This window comes from Cupriavidus gilardii, assembly GCF_017598945.1.
Lineage (GTDB): Bacteria > Pseudomonadota > Gammaproteobacteria > Burkholderiales > Burkholderiaceae > Cupriavidus > Cupriavidus gilardii_E.
This window is the reverse complement of sequence record NZ_JAGFTW010000003.1, coordinates 15388-32239: the sequence shown is the minus strand read 5'-3', so window position 1 is coordinate 32239 and position 16852 is coordinate 15388. Positions and strand designations below refer to the sequence as shown.

Genomic DNA, 16852 nt, shown 5'->3' with positions numbered 1-16852 from the left:
TCGCTCCGGTTTCATCGGACCGTCATGACGCAATCATCACGCGATGCTATCCTTCAAGGGTTATGCGCATCGTCCTCATCACCGGCATTTCCGGCTCCGGCAAATCGGTTGCATTGAACGTGCTTGAAGACGCAGGCTACTACTGCGTCGACAACCTGCCCGCGCAGTTCATCCCCGAACTCGCCCGCTACCTCGCGGCCGAGGGCTACACGCACCTGGGTATCGCCACCGATATCCGCAGCCGCGAATCGCTGGCGCGCCTGCCCGAAACGCTGCGCAGCCTGTCCGCCGAGCACGAGGTCCGCGTCGTCTTCCTGACCGCCAATACCGATTCGCTGGTGCAGCGCTATTCCGAAACGCGGCGACGTCATCCGCTGTCAGTGCGACTGGCGGCCGGCGAAGCTGGCGGCGCCCCCGCGCTGAACGAGACCCCGCTGGTCGAAGCGATCGAGATGGAGCGCGAGCTGTTGAGCCCGCTTGCCGAATCCGCGCACCGGATCGATACCAGCAATGTGCGCACCAATACGCTGCGCGCGTGGATCAAGGACTTCATCCGCGACGACAATCTGCAGCTGACGCTGCTGTTCACCTCGTTCGGCTTCAAGCACGGCGTGCCCAGCGATGCGGACATGGTGTTCGACGTGCGGTCGCTGCCGAATCCCTACTACGATCTGCAACTGCGGCCGCTGACGGGGCGCGATGCGCCCGTCATCGATTTCCTGCAGAGTCAGCCGATGGTGCTGGCGATGGCCGAGGATATCCGCGCCTATGTCGAGAAATGGCTGCCCAGCTTCGTTGCCGACAATCGCAGCTATCTGACGGTGGCGATCGGTTGCACCGGCGGGCAGCACCGCTCGGTCTATATCGCGGAAAGGCTTGCCAACTACTTCCGCGCGCATGGTAATGTGCTGGTCAGACACCGCGAGCTGGTGCCGGTAAGCTGAACCGGGCCGGCCTGCAGGCGGTGGATCCCGGCGGCGGCGCAGCGCGCGTGCCTCCGCCCCTGTCAGCGAAAGTCTTCCCGGGATCGCATGTCGTCCAGTTCCCCAGCGCCCAATCACGCGGCACCGCTGCACGTCGAAGTCGACACCCTGCCGCTGTTTCCCCTCCATACCGTGCTGTTCCCTGGCGGCCGGCTGCCGCTGCGCGTCTTCGAACCCCGCTATGTCGACATGGTCCGCAATTGCCTGCGCGACAACGCGTCCTTCGGCGTTTGCCTGATCGCCAGCGGCACCGAGGTAGCGCAGCAGGGCACCGTGACCGTGCCCGAATCGATCGGCTGTCTGGCCGAGATCGTCGACTGCAATATGGAACAGCTCGGCGTGCTGCTGATCGAGACCCGCGGCCGGCAGCGCTTTCGCGTGCTCGAGCACCATGTGCGCGACGACGGGCTGCTGGTCGCCCGCGCCGAGCTGCTGCCCGACGACGTGATCGACTGCAAGCTCGAACTGCTGGGCGAATGCGTGGCCGCACTGCGCCGGATCGTCGCCTCGCTGCACGCGCCGCCGCACAAGCTGCCGTTCGCCGAGCCGATGCAGTGGGACGATCCGAGCTGGGTCGCGAACCGGCTGTGCGAACTTTTGCCGGTGCCGATGAAGGCCAAGCAGATGCTGATGGCGCTGCCCGATGCCGGCATGCGGATCGAGATCGTTCATCGCTTCATGCGCCAGCACCATATGCTGTAGCGATGCTGTAGCGATGCTGGAGCGACGCTGTCGCGCTGGCGCCCCGCCTTCAGAACATTCAGAACAATTGCGGCCGCACCTCGCCGGCAAGCAGCTTGCGCACGGGGGCCGGCATGCCGAGTTCGTCGAGCCGGTCCAGCGACAGCCAGCGCCACTGCTCCGCCGCTGCGACCCCATCGTCCGCATCGCGCAGCGCCAATGCCGCCATGTCGACCCGCACCGCGCGGATCAGCAGCCGGAAATGGGTGAAGACATGCGTCATCTCGGCGACCATTGCGGCGCGAGCCGGGGTGCCGAAGGTCCGTCCGAACGCGAGCGCATCGTCCGCGGCCTGTTCGGCGTCGAACGGCAGCGCCGGCACGGGCAGTTCGGGCAGGCTCCACAGTCCGCCCCAGATGCCGCTGTCCGCGCGCAGCCGCAGCAGCACCTCGCGGCCATGCCGCAATACCACCATCACGGTGCTGCGCTCCGGCACCGGCGCGCGCGTCTTCGGCGTCGGCAGCACGGCGGTCAGCCCGTCGCGCCGGGCCACGCACAGGTCCGACAACGGACAGCGCGCGGCGTCGTCAAGGCAGGCCGGCTTGCCGCGCGTGCAGACGGTTGCACCGAGATCCATCAGGCCCTGCGTGTAGGCGACCATGTCGTCGGACTGGCGCGGACCCGGAGCCGGCAACGCGGCCTCGGCCATCGCCCACATCCGGTTTTCGATCGCCTTCTCGCCCGGATGGCCATGCACGCCGAAGCAGCGGGCGAACACCCGCTTGACGTTGCCATCGAGAATCGGCGCGCGCACGCCCACGCTGAACGCGGCGATCGCCGCCGCGGTCGAGCGCCCGATGCCGGGCAACTCGGCGAGCAGGGCCGGATCGCTGGGAAATTGGCCGCCGTATTGCTCGACCACCAGCTTGGCGCAGCGGTGCAGATTGCGTGCGCGCGAGTAGTAGCCCAGGCCGGCCCACAGGGCCATCACCTCGTCGGCCGGCGCCTCGGCCAGCGTCTGCACGGTGGGCAGCCGCGCCAGAAAGCGCTGGTAGTAGTCGATTACCGCGCTGACCTGGGTCTGCTGCAGCATGATCTCCGACAGCCAGATCCGATAGGGGTCGCGAGTGTTCTGCCAGGGCAGATCGTGGCGTCCATGCTGGCGCTGCCATTGCACCACGCGGGCGCCGAGATCGGGCGGCACTGCGGCGGCGGGATCAGGCAGCACCGCGGCAGCGGGATCGGTGGCGGAACGTGCGGTGGAACGGCGAGGCATCGATAGCGAGGGGCGTGGGTGGTTTCTGAATCAGAGGCGGCGCGTCGTGTCGCTCAGCGCTGGCACTGCGGGCAATAGAAGGTCGAGCGCTGGCCCTGCACGATCTGCCGGATCGGCGTGGCGCAGTGCCGGCAGGGCTTGCCGGCGCGATCGTAGACCAGGCAGTCGAGCTGGAAATAGCCGCTGGCGCCATCGCTGCCGACGAAATCGCGCAGCGTGCTGCCACCGCGCTCGATCGCCAGCGCCAGCGTCTCGCGCACTGCGGCCGCGAGCCGATCGCAACGCGGCCGCGACAGCCGGCCGGCGGCGATGGTCGGCCGGATCCCGGCGCGAAACAGGCTCTCGGAGCAATAGATGTTGCCCACGCCGACCACGATATCGCCCGACAGCAGCACCGTCTTGATCGCCGCGCTGCGCCCGCGCGTATGGCGGTACAGCCAGTCGCCGTCGAAGGCCGGGTCGAACGGCTCGATGCCGAGATTGCGCAGCAGCGGATGGGTGGGCAACAGCGCTCCGGGCAGCGTGGTCCACAACACTGCACCAAAACGGCGCGGATCGCGGAAACGCAGCGTCAGCGCCCGGCCGGCCGCATCGTGCAGCAGCAGATCGACATGGTCGTGCGTGCCCGGCGCGGGCGGCTCGTGCCAGACGCGCAGCGTGCCGGTCATGCCGAGGTGGATCAGCAGCCAGCCGGCCTCGTTACAGGCCCCGTGACCGGCATCGTTTCCGACCTGACCGCCGCCCGCACGGGCTGCCTCATACACGCATTCCAGCAACAGATACTTGCCGCGCCGCTCGATCCGCCGGATGACCCGCCCCGGCAGGCAGCTCTCGAGCTCCTCGGGCACCGGCCAGCGCAGGCCGCGATGGCGCACGGCCACCCCGGCGATGCGGCTGCCCTCCAGATGCGGCAGCAGTCCCCGTCGGGTCACCTCGACCTCGGGCAATTCCGGCATCGAACCTCTCCTTTGCGCACGACTCCAAGCGGCAGACGCCATGTCCGTCATGGTGCGCCGCAGCCGGGCATTGTAGCGGCACGTTACAATGGCCCTAACTTGTCATATGGCACGACGCGTGCCGGAGTCCCATCCATGCCGGACCGCCTGGACCGCATTCCCGCTCTGCTCCTTTCCCACGTACCGCCTGACGAGCCGCCCGCGCAGACCGCCGCGCGCCGTGCGGCGCCACGCCGGCGCCTGCTGCCGTTGCTGGCAGCGGCCCTGGTGGGCGCCAGCGCCCTGACCGGCTGTGCCAGTGCGCGCGATGCCAGGTCGGCGCAGGCCGATGCCGCACGCGTGCAGGCGCAGTCCGACGCGGCCGAAACCGACCGGCCGATGTTCACGCTCGGCACCGACGGCGAACTCGAACCGACGCCGGCGACGCCGCTGCCGCCCAAGATGCCGCTGCCCGAGCTGCCGCTGACGGCCGACATCATGTACCGCGTGCTGGCCGCCGAGATCTCGATGCAGCGCGGCCTGACCGGCCCGGCCTACCGCACCTATGTGGAACTGGCCCGCTCGACCCGCGACCCCCGCTTCGCACAGCGCGCCACGGAAATCGCCTTCAATGCGCGCGTACCGCAGCAGGCGCTGGACGGCGCTCGCCTGTGGACCGATCTGGCGCCCACCTCGCCCGCCGCGCGTCAGGTGCTGTCCACCCTGCTGGTGCTCAATGCGCGCTGGGAGGAAGCCGAACCGCTGCTGGCGCTGCAGTTGAACGGCGTGCCGCCAAGCCATCGGCCCGAGGCGATCCTGCAATTGCAACAGCAACTGTCGCGCACCAGCGATCCGGCCGGCGCGGCCGCGCTGCTGCAGCGGCTGGTCGCCAACGACATGCAGTCGGCCGAAACGCGGCTGGCGCTGGCGCGGGCCAAGGAAACCGCCGGGGACGTGCCCGGTGCGCTGGCCGAGCTCGACGAAGCCCAGCGCCTGCGTCCCGACTACGAAGCCGCGGCGCTGATGGCGGCCGAACTGCGCGCCGACAGCGCGCCCGAGCAGGCCATCGATAGCCTCAAGCGCTTCCTCGACAAGGCGCCCGCCTCGGTGAACGGCCGCATCACGCTGGCGCGGATCTATCTGCAGCGCAACGAGATGGACGCGGCGCGGCGCGAGTTCGAGGCGCTGCGCAAGGTCGCACCCAACGATCCGCGCGTGCCGCTGGCGCTGGGCCTGACCGGGCTGCAGGCGCGCCGCTATGACGAGGCCGAACGCTATCTGCAGGAATATCTGCGGCTGGCCGAAAAGGCGCCCAGCTCCAATCCCGACATCGCCTACCAGTACCTCGCGCAGATCGCCGAGGAGCGCAAGGACTATGCGGGCGCGGTGCAGTGGCTCGACCGGATCGAGGACCAGCGCATGGTCGCGGCGGCCTCGGTCAAGCGCGCGCAGATGCTTGGCCGCATGGGCCGGCTCGACGATGCGCAGGGGATCTTCGGCGACATGCTGGCCGACGCCGAGGACATTGCCGATCCCGATCAGCGCGCGCAGCGCATGATGGCGGTGCGCCAGGCCGAGGTCGGCATGCTGATGGAAATCAAGGCCTACGACCGCGCGCGCAAGGTGCTCGACGAACGCGTCAAGGCCGAGCCCAACAATGCCGAATGGCTGTACGAGCTGGCGATGCTGGACGAGCGCGAGAAGCGCTACGACAGCATGGAACGCCGGCTGCGCCAGTTCATCGCAATGCAGCCGGACCAGAAGCAGGGCTACAACGCGCTGGGCTATTCGCTGGCCGATCGCAACATCCGCCTGCAGGAAGCGCTGAAGCTGCTGGAGAAGGCCACGGAGCTCGGCCCCGACGATCCCTACATCATGGATAGCCTGGGCTGGGTCAAATTCCGGCTGGGGCAGCTGCAGCCTGCCGCCAAGCTGCTGCGCGACGCCTATGCGAAGGCGCCCGAAGCCGAGATCGCCGCGCATCTGGGCGAGGTGCTGTGGCAGCTGGGCGAACGCGACGAGGCTCGCAAGACCTGGCAGGAAGGCGTCAAGCTGGACCCGAACAACGAGACGCTGGTCGAAACGCTGCGGCGCTACAACGTGCAATTGGCGCAGTAGCGCCCCGGGGCTTGCCGCGCGTGCCGTGCAATCTGCCGACGTTCATCGTCATTCATCGCCCTCCATCGACATCCCTCGCCGGCACGGTCTGCGCCGCCGCGCGCGCCGTGACCCGGCATCGATCTCCGCTTACCGCATGGACCGATCCCGCCGTACCCTGACCCTGCTTTGCCTGTCCGCGCCGCTTTGGCTCGCCGCCTGCGCCAGCGTCACGCCGTCGCGCCAGTTCGATGCCGCCGCCGGTGCGCGCGCCAGCGAGCTGACGGGGCGCTTTGCCGCCAACTACGTCCGCTATGGACGCGACGAAGGCGTGCAAGGCAGCTTCCATTGGCGCGAGCAGGGCAACAACGTGCGGCTGGACCTGATCTCGCCGCTCGGCCAGACGCTGGCGGTGGTCACCGCGACGCCGTCGGGCGCGACGCTCGATCTGCCCAACGAACCGCCGCGCAACGCGCCCGAAGTCGATGCGCTGCTCGAGCAGAGCCTGGGCTTTGCGTTGCCGGTGGCAGGCATGCGCGACTGGCTGCGCGCGCGCCCGGCGCCGGGCGCCCCTGCCAGCGCCACGCGCGATGCGCAGGGCCGGCTCGAGACGCTGTCGCAGAACGGTTGGACCGTGCGCTACGCGGCCTGGCAGGCCGCGCCGGACGGCGCCGAAACGCTGCCGCGCCGGATCGACCTGGCCCGCGACGGCGCCGGCGGGCCGATGTCGGTCAAGCTGGTGATCGACGCCCCCGCTTCGCATTGAATGCATTGAATGCATTGAGCGCGGGACGTCGATCGCTCGAAGCCGCCGTCCGATCCGTCCGACCTGATCGATTTCATCCGACCTCCGACCTGCTACGGCCCGATGTCCGCCCCCCTGCCTCCCGCCCAACTGCGCGACTGCCCCGCCCCGGCCAAGCTGAACCTGTTCCTGCATGTGACCGGCCGGCGCGCCGATGGCTATCACACGCTGCAGACCGTGTTCCAGCTGATCGACTGGAGCGACACGCTGCATTTCGCGCGCCGCGACGACGGCGCGGTACTGCGTGCGACCGACGTGCCCGGCGTGCCGGCCGACAGCGATCTGGTGGTGCGCGCGGCCAGGGCCCTGCAGGCCGCCACGGGTACCCGCTACGGCGTCGAGATCGCGCTGGACAAGGTGCTGCCGATGGGCGGCGGCATCGGCGGCGGCTCGTCCGACGCCGCCACCACGCTGCTGGCGCTGAACCGCCTGTGGGGGCTGGGACTGTCGCGCGAGCAATTGATGCGGATCGGCCTGAGCCTGGGTGCCGACGTGCCCTTCTTCGTGTTCGGCCAGAACGCCTTCGCGCAAGGCATCGGCGAGGAGCTGGCCGCGGTGGATCTGCCGGACAGCTGGTTCGTCGTCATTCATCCACGTCAGCATGTGCCGACCGCAGCAATTTTTTCGGACGAACGCTTGACAAGGAATACGCCCATCTCCATAATTGCGGACTTCGCTGCTTGCACAAACAAATTCGGTTTCGGTCGCAACGATCTGGAAGCGATAGCAGCAGCGAAGTTCGGCGAAGTTGCCCGAGCCCTTGCCTGGCTGAAACAGTTCAGTCCGGAGGCAAGGATGACCGGTTCCGGTGCCTGTGTGTTCGCGCGCTATACTGACGCGCAAACTGCGCAACAGGTACTCGATCGGTTGCCTCCCGAATGGGATGGCAGATGCGTGAGAAGCTTGTCGCGCCATCCGCTCGCAGCATTCGCATAGCAAGTTTTCGTTCGGCGTTGTGCGCTGTCGGTGCAACGAAGAACGGTCCCGGTTGTGTAGGGGAGTCGCCAAGTCGGTTAAGGCACCGGATTTTGATTCCGGCATTCGAGGGTTCGAATCCTTCCTCCCCTGCCATTACATTCCTCGCAGATCTGCAGAATCCGTCGCCGGCAGCGCCGGCGACCATCCCCCAGCAGCAAGACAGGTGCCCCTCATGAGTAGCGACGGCTTGATGGTATTCACCGGCAACGCCAACCCCAAACTCGCGGAGGCTGTCGTGCAGCACCTCGGCATTCCGTTGGGCAAGGCGCTGGTGGGACGATTCTCCGATGGCGAAGTCCAGGTCGAAATCCAGGAAAATGTCCGCGGCAAGCACGTGATCGTGCTGCAGTCCACCTGCCAGCCGACCAACGACAACCTGATGGAACTGATGGTGATGGTCGACGCGCTCAAGCGCGCCTCGGCACGCAGCATCACCGCCGCCATGCCCTACTTCGGCTATGCCCGCCAGGATCGCCGCCCGCGCTCGGCGCGCGTCGCGATCTCGGCCAAGGTGGTTGCCAACATGCTGGAAGTGGCCGGTGTCGAGCGCGTGCTGACGATGGACCTGCACGCCGACCAGATCCAGGGCTTCTTCGATATCCCGGTCGACAACATCTACGCCTCCCCGGTGCTGCTGGGCGATCTGCGCGAAAAGAACTACGGCGATCTGCTGGTGGTCTCGCCCGACGTCGGCGGCGTGGTGCGCGCCCGTGCGCTGGCCAAGCAGCTGAACTGCGACCTGGCCATCATCGACAAGCGCCGTCCCAAGGCCAATGTGGCCGAGGTGATGAACATCATCGGCGAGGTCGACGGCCGCAACTGCGTGATCATGGACGACATGATCGACACCGGCGGCACGCTGTGCAAGGCGGCCCAGGTGCTGAAGGAACGCGGCGCGCAGAAGGTGTTCGCCTACTGTACCCACCCGGTGCTGTCCGGCGGCGCGGCCGCCCGCATCGCCGAGTCGGCGCTGGACGAAGTGGTCGTCTGCGACACCATTCCGCTGCGCGACGATGCGCGCCAGACCGGCAAGATCCGCCAGCTGTCGACCGCCTCGCTGCTGGCCGAGACGTTCACCCGGATCGTCAAGGGCGACTCGATCATGTCGCTGTTCGCCGATTCCTGAGCTTCCTGTTAGAATTCAAGGCTTTGTCGCGTCCGCCGGCTTGTCCGCAAGCGGCGATGCGATGCAGAGGCGCCCGGTCACCGTACCTGGCGCCGATTCATCGGGCTGTCTGGTCGCGGGCAGCCCTCTTACTTTTTGGAGTCCACAATGAAAGTCATCGCTTTCGAGCGTAGCGTACAGGGTACGGGTGCGAGCCGCCGCCTGCGCAACGCCGGCAAGACCCCCGGCATCATCTACGGCGGCACCGCCGAACCGAAGATGATCGAGCTCGATCACAACGCGCTGTTCCACGCGCTGAAGAAGGAAGCCTTCCACTCGTCGATCCTCGACCTGGAAGTGGGCGGCACGACCGAGAAGGCCCTGCTGCGCGCCTTCCAGATGCACCCGTTCAAGCCGCTGGTGCTGCATGTCGACTTCCAGCGCGTGTCGGCCACCGAGAAGATCCACGTCAAGGTGCCGCTGCACTTCATGAACCAGGAAACCGCTCCTGGCGTGAAGCTGGGCCACGGCATCATCAACCACATCCTGAATGAACTGGAAGTGTCGTGCCTGCCGGGCGACCTGCCGGAATTCATCGAAGTGGACATGGGCGCGGTCGAACTGGGCCAGACCATTCACCTGTCGGACCTGAAGCTGCCGAAGGGCGTGACCCCGATCACGCACGGCGACGACAACCCCGCCGTGGCGACCGTTGCGCTGCCGGCCGGCGGCGTGTCGGAAGCGGCCAGCGAAGGCGAAGGCGAAACGCCGGCTGCCTGATCGGCGCCAGCCCTCGGCTGACCCGCGGCACTGTCGTATCGACAGGCGCCGCCACAAAGACCGCCGGTTCGTCCGGCGGTTTTTTTTCGCGTATGCTTGCCTGCTGCGGCGCGCCGGAATGGCTGCGTGCGTGCCCGCCCCCGAACCCGTTTGCACCATGATCAAGCTCATCGTCGGCCTCGGTAACCCCGGGGCGGAATACGAAGCCACCCGGCACAATGCCGGCTTCTGGCTGATCGACCAGCTGGCCCGCATGGCCGGCGCCGCGCCGCGCGTGGAAGGCCGCTTCCATGGGCTGGCGGCGCGCGCGCGCCTGTGGGATCAGGATATCTGGCTGCTGAAGCCGTCGACCTTCATGAACCGCTCGGGCCTGGCGGTGGTGTCGCTGGCCCGCTTCTACAAGATCCTCCCGGACGAGATTCTGGTCGCGCACGACGAGATGGATCTGCCGGCCGGCGCGGTCAAGCTCAAGCGCGGTGGTGGCTCCGGTGGGCATAACGGCTTGAAGGACATCTCGGCGCATCTGTCGACGCCGGACTACTGGCGCCTGCGCATCGGCGTCGGACATCCGCGCAACGCCGGCGGCGCCGCCGATCGGGAAGACGTCGTCAACTTCGTGCTCAAGCCCCCCCGCCGCGAGGAGCAGCAGGCGATCGACGAGGCGATCGACCGCAGCGTGGCGCATTTGTCCCTGCTGGCCAAGGGAGAGGCGGAGCGCGCAATGATGCAGTTGCATTCGGCCAAATGATGCTTTGAGTAGTCGCTGCCGAGCCGCTGCGAAGCCCAGGTGCGCGTTGCGGTAGGGCGGTTCAAGCCCGGTTCACGGGCGGGCGGTTCACGATATCGCGGCCCGCTCGGCGTCCGGAACGGGAACCAACCTTTTTTCGGCAGCGCACCGCGCGCCATCGCCGTCCACAAGATTGCGGATCTTTATTTTCAGTTCCTCGACGAGGGGGCCCTTGGCGGCCGGATCCGGCAAACAAAAACGCAGCGGCCAAAGCTCTGCGCGGTCCAGGCCCAACTGCATCAGCGTGTGCTTGATCAGCCGGCGCGAGTCCGTATCGGGATTACCAGCCCTGTCCAGCAGCTGGATCGCTTGCTCGATCGCGCCATCCAGCGCCAGCGGCTGATCGTCCCGGAGCGCACCGTCCCCCGATGCGGCGACGTTGCTATTACCCTTCTCGATCGCATCCTGAACGGATTTCGCGGCCTTGCGATGGCGATATCCCGCATGGAGGGTCCAGCCCGCCAATGCCAACCCGCCGACGATGCCGATGAGTATGCCTCCGGTTGACACCCCGCCCACGACAAGGAACAGGGCCAGGGAAGCCCCGCCGACCGCCATCGCGGCAGCGCCATAGGTCATCCGCCATTTACCCAGGCGGATCTGGCTCCTGGCGTCATCCCGGGCGCGCCGTTCGTTGCGCTTGGCATGCGATACCAAGGACACCGCTACCCTGGCCGCATTGGCCAACTCGGCTTGCCGTCTCTCCTTCGCTTCCTTGACTATTCTTTTGGCCCGTCTTATTGCATTCAGGGCTTCACGCGCTGCCGCCAGCTTCTTCAGACCGTCGCGCCACCGCAGTGCACCGGCGATGATATGTAGCGCACCGCAGCCGAGACTGAAGGCAAAACCGCAGATCGTAGTCGCCATGGCATGGATAGGCACTGCCACCAGGTGCAGCAGTTCGGAGATCTTCAGGCCGTCCCAGAGCAACGCCAGGTTGCAGCCGACCCCCGCGCCCTGCAAAACGCCGTCGCGGGCAAACATGACGAAGGAGTGCTTCAAGGTATCGGAGGCCTCGCGGCGGTCCATCTGCGCGGTTTGATAGTGCAGATAGCCGACTGCCAGCACCGCCATGGCGCCCGGGCCGACCGGTGCGCTCGTTGAAGTCGGCTGAGACAAAGTGCTCCGCCCAAGCGGATATGCGGCACTCGCTCCACGACTCGCGGACGTCATCGCCATGGCCCGCGATATCGCTGCCGCGCTCTTTTGGCGTGCAATTCGCTCTATAAATATCTCGCGCAGTTCCCTGGTAGCGACAAGCTGCCTTGCGATTCGAAAACGCGCGCGCAGGTGCCTGCCGAACACGACCGTCGTGATCACGATTTCCACAATGGAGGCCGCGGTACCTAACGCCATTGCGGCTTGCGAAATCGCGTGCCTGGGACCATCAGTGCTGAATCGTGTGGTCAAGGGCGACGACGACGGATTGGCGCGGAAGAAGGCCGTGATGGACTCGACAAAAGCGCCGGCCCGGCATAGGGCAATGCCGCTCCATCCAAAGTACAAGGACGAATTGGCAAGGGCGATATGTCGGGCTTGAGGCAGCGCATCTGTCCGTTCGACGATGCGGCTCGCACATGTAACGTGACAGCATTCCTCGCTCATTGATCGTCCCTCCTCTGCCCTGCCTCGTGCGAAACCTCGTTACCGTTGCGCACCGCCCCCTGCGGCCTCGCATAATCGCACGACGTGACGCTCGTACCTGCCCGCCAGAATTTCGTTCTGCAAGCATTGACTTCGGGCACAGTCTTTTGCGCTCCGTGGACTGTCCCTGAAATGCAATATGTGGGGCTCTTCAGCGTCCGACTCTTCCGGAATAGAAACGCACGCCACGAACGCTTCGATCGCGACAGCGGACGGAAATGCCTTGAACCGGTTTCGCATCATTGATACGGCGGCAAAGCCGTCTTCGCACTGTTGGCCCCGTGTTTCCCAGCGGCACTGAATGAGGATGGCGGTCCTGGCCAAACCGAGCACGGCGGCCGAATTGACAGAGGTCGAAGGGGGCACCAACCACAGTATTGTTTTCCACCTTCTTTCGTCCCGGGCTCGCGTGGTGTCGTGCAGCCGCTGCGCAATGGCTCCGATCAGCAGCTCCGCCTCTTTCCTGGTAATCGGGTCACGCAGAAGCGGCGCTGCATATTGAAGCAGCTTGTCGTGGAAGTCGGCACCGATGTCTTGCTGACCAATCGTCCGGCGTGCGAATTCGGTCAGCACCATGACGACCCAATTTGGGGAACGCTCCAACGCAAGGTGGAACGCCTCTTGCAGGACGTCTTGCTTGGCCTTCCGGGTGAGCGCGTTGAACAATGGCCATACCTCGCGAAAGGCCCGCTCCGGTATGCGGGGGTACATCCTGCCCAGCCGCTTGAACGTCTCCACGAATACGGTTCTTGCGCGCCAGCTCGTCCAACGGTCCCCGGTCAGGAGATCGAGCAGGAGCGTCACATCGGCCATACAAGACGGCTGCGACATGTAGCTCAGGCTCTTCCTGCTCGCAATCAGATCCCGAAACAATTCGAACTCTGGCCAATAAGGCTTGAGCTGCTGCTGGAGGAGACGACAGGTCAGGGCGAGTCTGGCGCGTTCGAAGGGGTCGGCAAGGTAGGCGAAAATCTTGTCGGTCGCCAGTTTCGGCAAGCGGGCGATGTGCTCGTTTTCCGTTTCGGGCGTGCCTCTTGGAATGCCGGACCGCGAGAATATCCTCGCCAGTGCGGCCACGACTCCGTGCGAATCGTCGCGCATGGCGATGGCGGATCCATCGTAGTGGAGATGGCCCTTGCACTGGCGGAACGGCGCGGTCTCATGGGTGCGGGTACCCGGCAATGCCGGACGCGGATGACCCTCGGTACAGACTTGCGGCATGGCGCTCTCCCGAGCTGTTGGGGGATGCCATGCACGGTTGCACGTTAGCGAATGCGCGTACTTAACAAACCATCAGTGCCCGACAACTATTGATCTCAATTGTTACCAAGATGTGGCGGTGTGCTGGATAGGCAACCCAAAATGGCAGCCATCGACGTAAAAAAACCCCGCTATCGTCGGATAGCGGGGTTCCGTTGTTGCTGCGTCTACAACGCGGCCGCGCCGCCTCAGGCAGCGTGCTTGGCCGCAGTCAGCAGCCGATAGCGCTGCATCAGCACCTCATGCGTTTCGACCCGGTTCGGATCGTGCGGAATGCACGCGACGGGGCACACCTGCTGGCATTGCGGCTCGTCGAAGTGACCGACGCACTCGGTGCATTTGTTGGGGTCGATCTCGTAGATTTCCGGCCCCATCGAAATGGCTTCGTTCGGGCACTCGGGCTCACAAACGTCGCAATTGATGCAATCGTCGGTGATCATCAGCGCCATGGTGTTTCCTTCTGCTGTCCGGCCATCGCCGTGCCATTTGCATGCGGTCGGCCGTCGGAGCCGCCCGCGCCCGACTGGCCGCGTCCTGACGGTTTCCGAAGCCCGTATTCTAGGCGTTTTCGGGCCGGCACGCCGAGGGCGGCCACGGGCTGAGGCGCTGGCGATCGAGACCGGGGGCTCAGCCGCCCTTGCCGATCTTTTCCTTGAGCCAGCGCTCGACCGAAGGGAACACGAACTTGCTGACGTCGCCGCCCAGCACCGCGATCTCTCGCACGAAAGTACCCGAGATGAACTGGTATTGGTCGGACGGGGTCAGGAACATCGTTTCGACGTCCGGCAGCAGATAGCGGTTCATGCCGGCCATCTGGAACTCGTACTCGAAGTCCGACACGGCGCGCAGGCCCCGCACGATCACGCGCGCATTGTTCTTGCGCACGAAATCCTTCAGCAGGCCCGAGAAGCCGTCGACGCGCACATTCGGATAGTGGCCCAGCACTTCCTTGGCGATGCCGATGCGCTCCTCCAGCGAAAAGAAGGGGCGCTTGTTGGGGCTATGGGCGACTCCGACCACCAGTTCATCGAAGATATTGGACGCCCTGCGCACCAGATCCTCGTGTCCCCGGGTCAATGGATCGAACGTGCCGGGATAGACCGCGACGACCATGCTTCCTCCTTGTTCTGCCCGCTGCCGTGAACCGGCAAGCCGCACCGGCACCGGCTTTGCAGCCGGCTTGCGCCGATGCCGCCAGGCGAGCGTTGGCGACAGCGGCGTAGTGTACCCCTAAATGCACGGCTTGAAAGCCGCCGCGCCAAGCTGGCGCGAGCGCCTTGGGCGATCATCGCGCACCGGCGGGCGATGCGCCAGCGGGCCGAATCAGTCGGCCGCGCCGCGATGGCGCAGCAGGTGGAAATGCACCGCGCCGGCACGTGCGTGACGCACGATCTCGAGAGAGGCTGGTACCGGCGCATCCGGGCCCTGCAAGGGGCTCTCCGATTCGACATAGACCAGCCCCGCGGCATGCGTCAGCCGCTCGGCATGGGCCAGCGCCGGGCCGATCCAGTCCTCGGCGAACGGGGGATCGAGAAAGACCACGTCGAAGCTGGCGGCCGGCATCTGGGCCGCAATGGCGAACGCATCACCTTGAATGACCTGGATCTGCTCGGCGCCGAGCCGGTCCTGGTTCTCGCGCAGCTGGCGCACGACGCGCGGATTGGCCTCGACCATCGCGACATGGGCGGCGCCGCGCGAGGCGGCCTCGAAGCCCAGCGCGCCGGAGCCGGCGAACAGATCCAGGCAGCGCTGGCCGCTCAGGTCCTGGCCCAGCCAGTTGAACAGCGTCTCGCGGACGCGGTCCGGCGTGGGCCGCAAACCTTCGGCGTCGAGCACCGGCAGCGGCGTGCGCTTCCATCTGCCGCCGATGATGCGCACCTGGGCGGGGGCCTGACGGGAGGAGAACGAGGGGACGCGCGCACGGGGCGCGGTCTGGCTGCGCCCGCCGGCGGCGGGCTGCGGAGAGGGGGAACGCGGACTCATCCCGTGATTGTAGAGCCTGCCGCGGTCGGCGCTGCGGCGGCCGCGCCCGGGCCGCCGAATCGCTATGCGCGCCAGCGCACCGAGCGCCGCGCCCCGGCCGGCGTCAGACCAACGCCGGCGGGGATCGCCCGCGGGCTCAGCGGGCCGCGGCGGTCGGCGCGCCGCCGGGGGGCCCGCCGACGATCACGGTGGCCATCGCGTCGGGGCGGACATGGCGCTGGAAGGCCTGCCTGACGTGCTGACGGTCGACCTTGGCGATCTGCGCGGTCCAGGTATCGAGATAGTCCAGCGGCAGTCCGTACCAGCCGATATTGGCGACGTTGGTCAGCAGCTTGCGGTTGCTGTCGATCCGCAGCGGGAAGCCGTTGATCAGATTGTCCTTGGCCGCCTTCAGCTCGGCCTCGGTGGGCCCCTCCTCGACGAAGCGCTTGAGCACCTGCCGCACCAGCGCCAGCGCCTCGTCGGTCTGCGCCTTGCTGGTCTGCAGGCCGATGCCGAACGGGCCAGGCTGCTTGGACGGGGCGAAATAGCTGTCGACGCCGTAGGTCAGCCCGCGCTTCTCGCGGACCTCCTCGGTCAGCCGCGAACTGAAGCCACCGCCGCCGAGCACATAATTGCCGACCAGCAGCGCGAAATAGTCGGGATCGCCGCGGGCGATGGCGGGCTGCCCCAGCACCACGGTGGCCTGCTGCGCCGGGTGCGGGACGCGCTGTACGCTGGCGCCGATGTCCATCTTGACCGGCGGCATCGCCGGCGGCGCGGCACCGGTAGGCAGGCCGCGCGTCAGCAGTTCGGCGATCTGCTCGGCCTGGCGGCGGTCGATCGCGCCGATCAGCGTGACCACCGCACGCGAGGCCGCGTAGTTGTCGCGCCAGAAGCGTTCCAGATCGGCGCGCGTGACCGACGCGACCGACTCCGCGGTCGCCGACATGCCATACGGATGGTTGGGGTAGATGGCCTTCGACAGCAGCTTGTCGGCGATCACGCCCGGGCGCGTATCGCCCTCGCGGATCGCCGCGATCATGCGCTCCTTCTCGCGCGCCACCACGGCCTCGGGGAAGGTCGGCGCCTTGACCAGCTGCGCGGCCAGCGTGACCGACTGCGTCAGTTCCGGGTTGGAGGTCAGCGTACGCAGGCCGATGCCGCCGCGGTCGCCGCCTGCCGCGCCGCCGAAGCTGGCGCCGGTATCGGCGAAGGCGTCGGCGATCTGCGCCTCGTCGCGTGCCGGCTGGCCATCGACGGCGCCGGTGCCCTTGTCGAGCAGCGCCGCGGTCAGCGCCGCCAGGCCGGCCTTGCCCGCCGGGTCATAACGGCTGCCGGCGTCGAAGTCGACGTTGATGTCGAGCATCGGAATCGACGGACTGCGGACGAAATAGACGCGGGCGCCGGTCGATGCGGTCCAGTGTTCGATCGGAATGGCGGCTTGTGCGGTGGCGGCGCCCAGACCGGCCAGCAGGCCGGCGGCGGCGACCAGCGCTCGGCGCAGCCGGGCCGAGGGACGGGAAAACGAGAGCGAATCCATGGCGAACATCGGCGGT

The 16852-nt window shown here is 66.8% G+C and carries 16 protein-coding genes and 1 tRNA gene; 9 read left to right on the top strand and 8 right to left on the bottom strand.

Features of this window, described 5'->3' with window-relative positions:
• Positions 1–62: 62 nt before the first annotated feature.
• Positions 63–944, top strand: coding sequence for an RNase adapter RapZ (gene rapZ, locus J5T34_RS01430; RefSeq protein ID WP_208577896.1), 882 nt, complete (start codon positions 63–65; stop codon positions 942–944).
• A gap of 87 nt (positions 945–1031) precedes the next feature.
• Positions 1032–1685 (top strand): LON peptidase substrate-binding domain-containing protein, encoded by a 654-nt coding sequence (locus J5T34_RS01425; protein WP_208577894.1) that lies wholly within the window; start codon positions 1032–1034, stop codon positions 1683–1685.
• A 58-nt stretch (positions 1686–1743) separates the two neighbouring features.
• Here the strand turns inward: J5T34_RS01425 and mutY are convergent, their stop codons facing one another.
• Both mutY and mutM read right to left on the bottom strand, forming a co-directional pair.
• The gene (gene mutY, locus J5T34_RS01420; protein WP_244258638.1) at positions 1744–2940 is read right to left on the bottom strand and encodes an A/G-specific adenine glycosylase; all 1197 of its coding nucleotides are present in this window, start codon (positions 2938–2940) and stop codon (positions 1744–1746) included.
• Positions 2941–2993: 53 nt separating this feature from the next.
• Positions 2994–3896, bottom strand: coding sequence for a bifunctional DNA-formamidopyrimidine glycosylase/DNA-(apurinic or apyrimidinic site) lyase (mutM, locus tag J5T34_RS01415; RefSeq protein WP_208577885.1), 903 nt, complete (start codon positions 3894–3896; stop codon positions 2994–2996).
• A 135-nt stretch (positions 3897–4031) separates the two neighbouring features.
• Between mutM and J5T34_RS01410 the strand changes: the two genes are divergently transcribed.
• From J5T34_RS01410 to pth, 7 genes are all read left to right on the top strand, one after another.
• A complete protein-coding gene (locus J5T34_RS01410; RefSeq protein WP_208577883.1) occupies positions 4032–5993 on the top strand; it encodes a tetratricopeptide repeat protein in 1962 nt (653 codons plus the stop codon).
• 136 nt (positions 5994–6129) lie between these two features.
• Complete coding sequence (lolB, locus tag J5T34_RS01405) at positions 6130–6738, top strand: lipoprotein insertase outer membrane protein LolB (protein ID WP_208577881.1); 609 nt, start codon at positions 6130–6132, stop codon at positions 6736–6738.
• Positions 6739–6840: 102 nt separating this feature from the next.
• Positions 6841–7713 (top strand): 4-(cytidine 5'-diphospho)-2-C-methyl-D-erythritol kinase, encoded by an 873-nt coding sequence (ispE, locus tag J5T34_RS01400; protein ID WP_208577878.1) that lies wholly within the window; start codon positions 6841–6843, stop codon positions 7711–7713.
• A gap of 58 nt (positions 7714–7771) precedes the next feature.
• Positions 7772–7848: transfer RNA gene (locus tag J5T34_RS01395), tRNA-Gln, on the top strand.
• Between the two features lie 79 nt (positions 7849–7927).
• Entirely contained in the window at positions 7928–8881 is a 954-nt protein-coding gene (locus tag J5T34_RS01390; protein ID WP_174108633.1) for a ribose-phosphate pyrophosphokinase, read from the top strand.
• 147 nt (positions 8882–9028) lie between these two features.
• The gene (locus tag J5T34_RS01385) at positions 9029–9640 is read left to right on the top strand and encodes a 50S ribosomal protein L25/general stress protein Ctc (RefSeq protein WP_208577876.1); all 612 of its coding nucleotides are present in this window, start codon (positions 9029–9031) and stop codon (positions 9638–9640) included.
• Positions 9641–9797: 157 nt separating this feature from the next.
• Positions 9798–10388: an aminoacyl-tRNA hydrolase gene (pth, locus tag J5T34_RS01380; protein WP_208577874.1), complete on the top strand. Its 591-nt coding sequence runs from the start codon at positions 9798–9800 to the stop codon at positions 10386–10388.
• Positions 10389–10475: 87 nt separating this feature from the next.
• On the opposite strand, the gene J5T34_RS01375 is transcribed toward pth, so the two are convergent.
• The 6 genes from J5T34_RS01375 to J5T34_RS01350 form a co-directional block, all read right to left on the bottom strand.
• Positions 10476–12032 (bottom strand): hypothetical protein, encoded by a 1557-nt coding sequence (locus tag J5T34_RS01375; RefSeq protein WP_208577872.1) that lies wholly within the window; start codon positions 12030–12032, stop codon positions 10476–10478.
• 39 nt (positions 12033–12071) lie between these two features.
• Positions 12072–13292: a hypothetical protein gene (locus tag J5T34_RS01370; RefSeq protein ID WP_208577870.1), complete on the bottom strand. Its 1221-nt coding sequence runs from the start codon at positions 13290–13292 to the stop codon at positions 12072–12074.
• 227 nt (positions 13293–13519) lie between these two features.
• Entirely contained in the window at positions 13520–13780 is a 261-nt protein-coding gene (locus J5T34_RS01365) for a YfhL family 4Fe-4S dicluster ferredoxin (protein ID WP_208577867.1), read from the bottom strand.
• A 178-nt stretch (positions 13781–13958) separates the two neighbouring features.
• Positions 13959–14444 carry a pantetheine-phosphate adenylyltransferase gene (gene coaD, locus J5T34_RS01360; protein ID WP_144831552.1) on the bottom strand — a complete coding sequence of 162 codons (486 nt, stop codon included), beginning with the start codon at positions 14442–14444 and terminating at the stop codon, positions 13959–13961.
• 210 nt (positions 14445–14654) lie between these two features.
• A complete protein-coding gene (gene rsmD / locus J5T34_RS01355; RefSeq protein WP_208577858.1) occupies positions 14655–15314 on the bottom strand; it encodes a 16S rRNA (guanine(966)-N(2))-methyltransferase RsmD in 660 nt (219 codons plus the stop codon).
• Between the two features lie 136 nt (positions 15315–15450).
• The gene (locus tag J5T34_RS01350; protein WP_208578126.1) at positions 15451–16836 is read right to left on the bottom strand and encodes a M16 family metallopeptidase; all 1386 of its coding nucleotides are present in this window, start codon (positions 16834–16836) and stop codon (positions 15451–15453) included.
• Positions 16837–16852 lie beyond the last annotated feature (16 nt).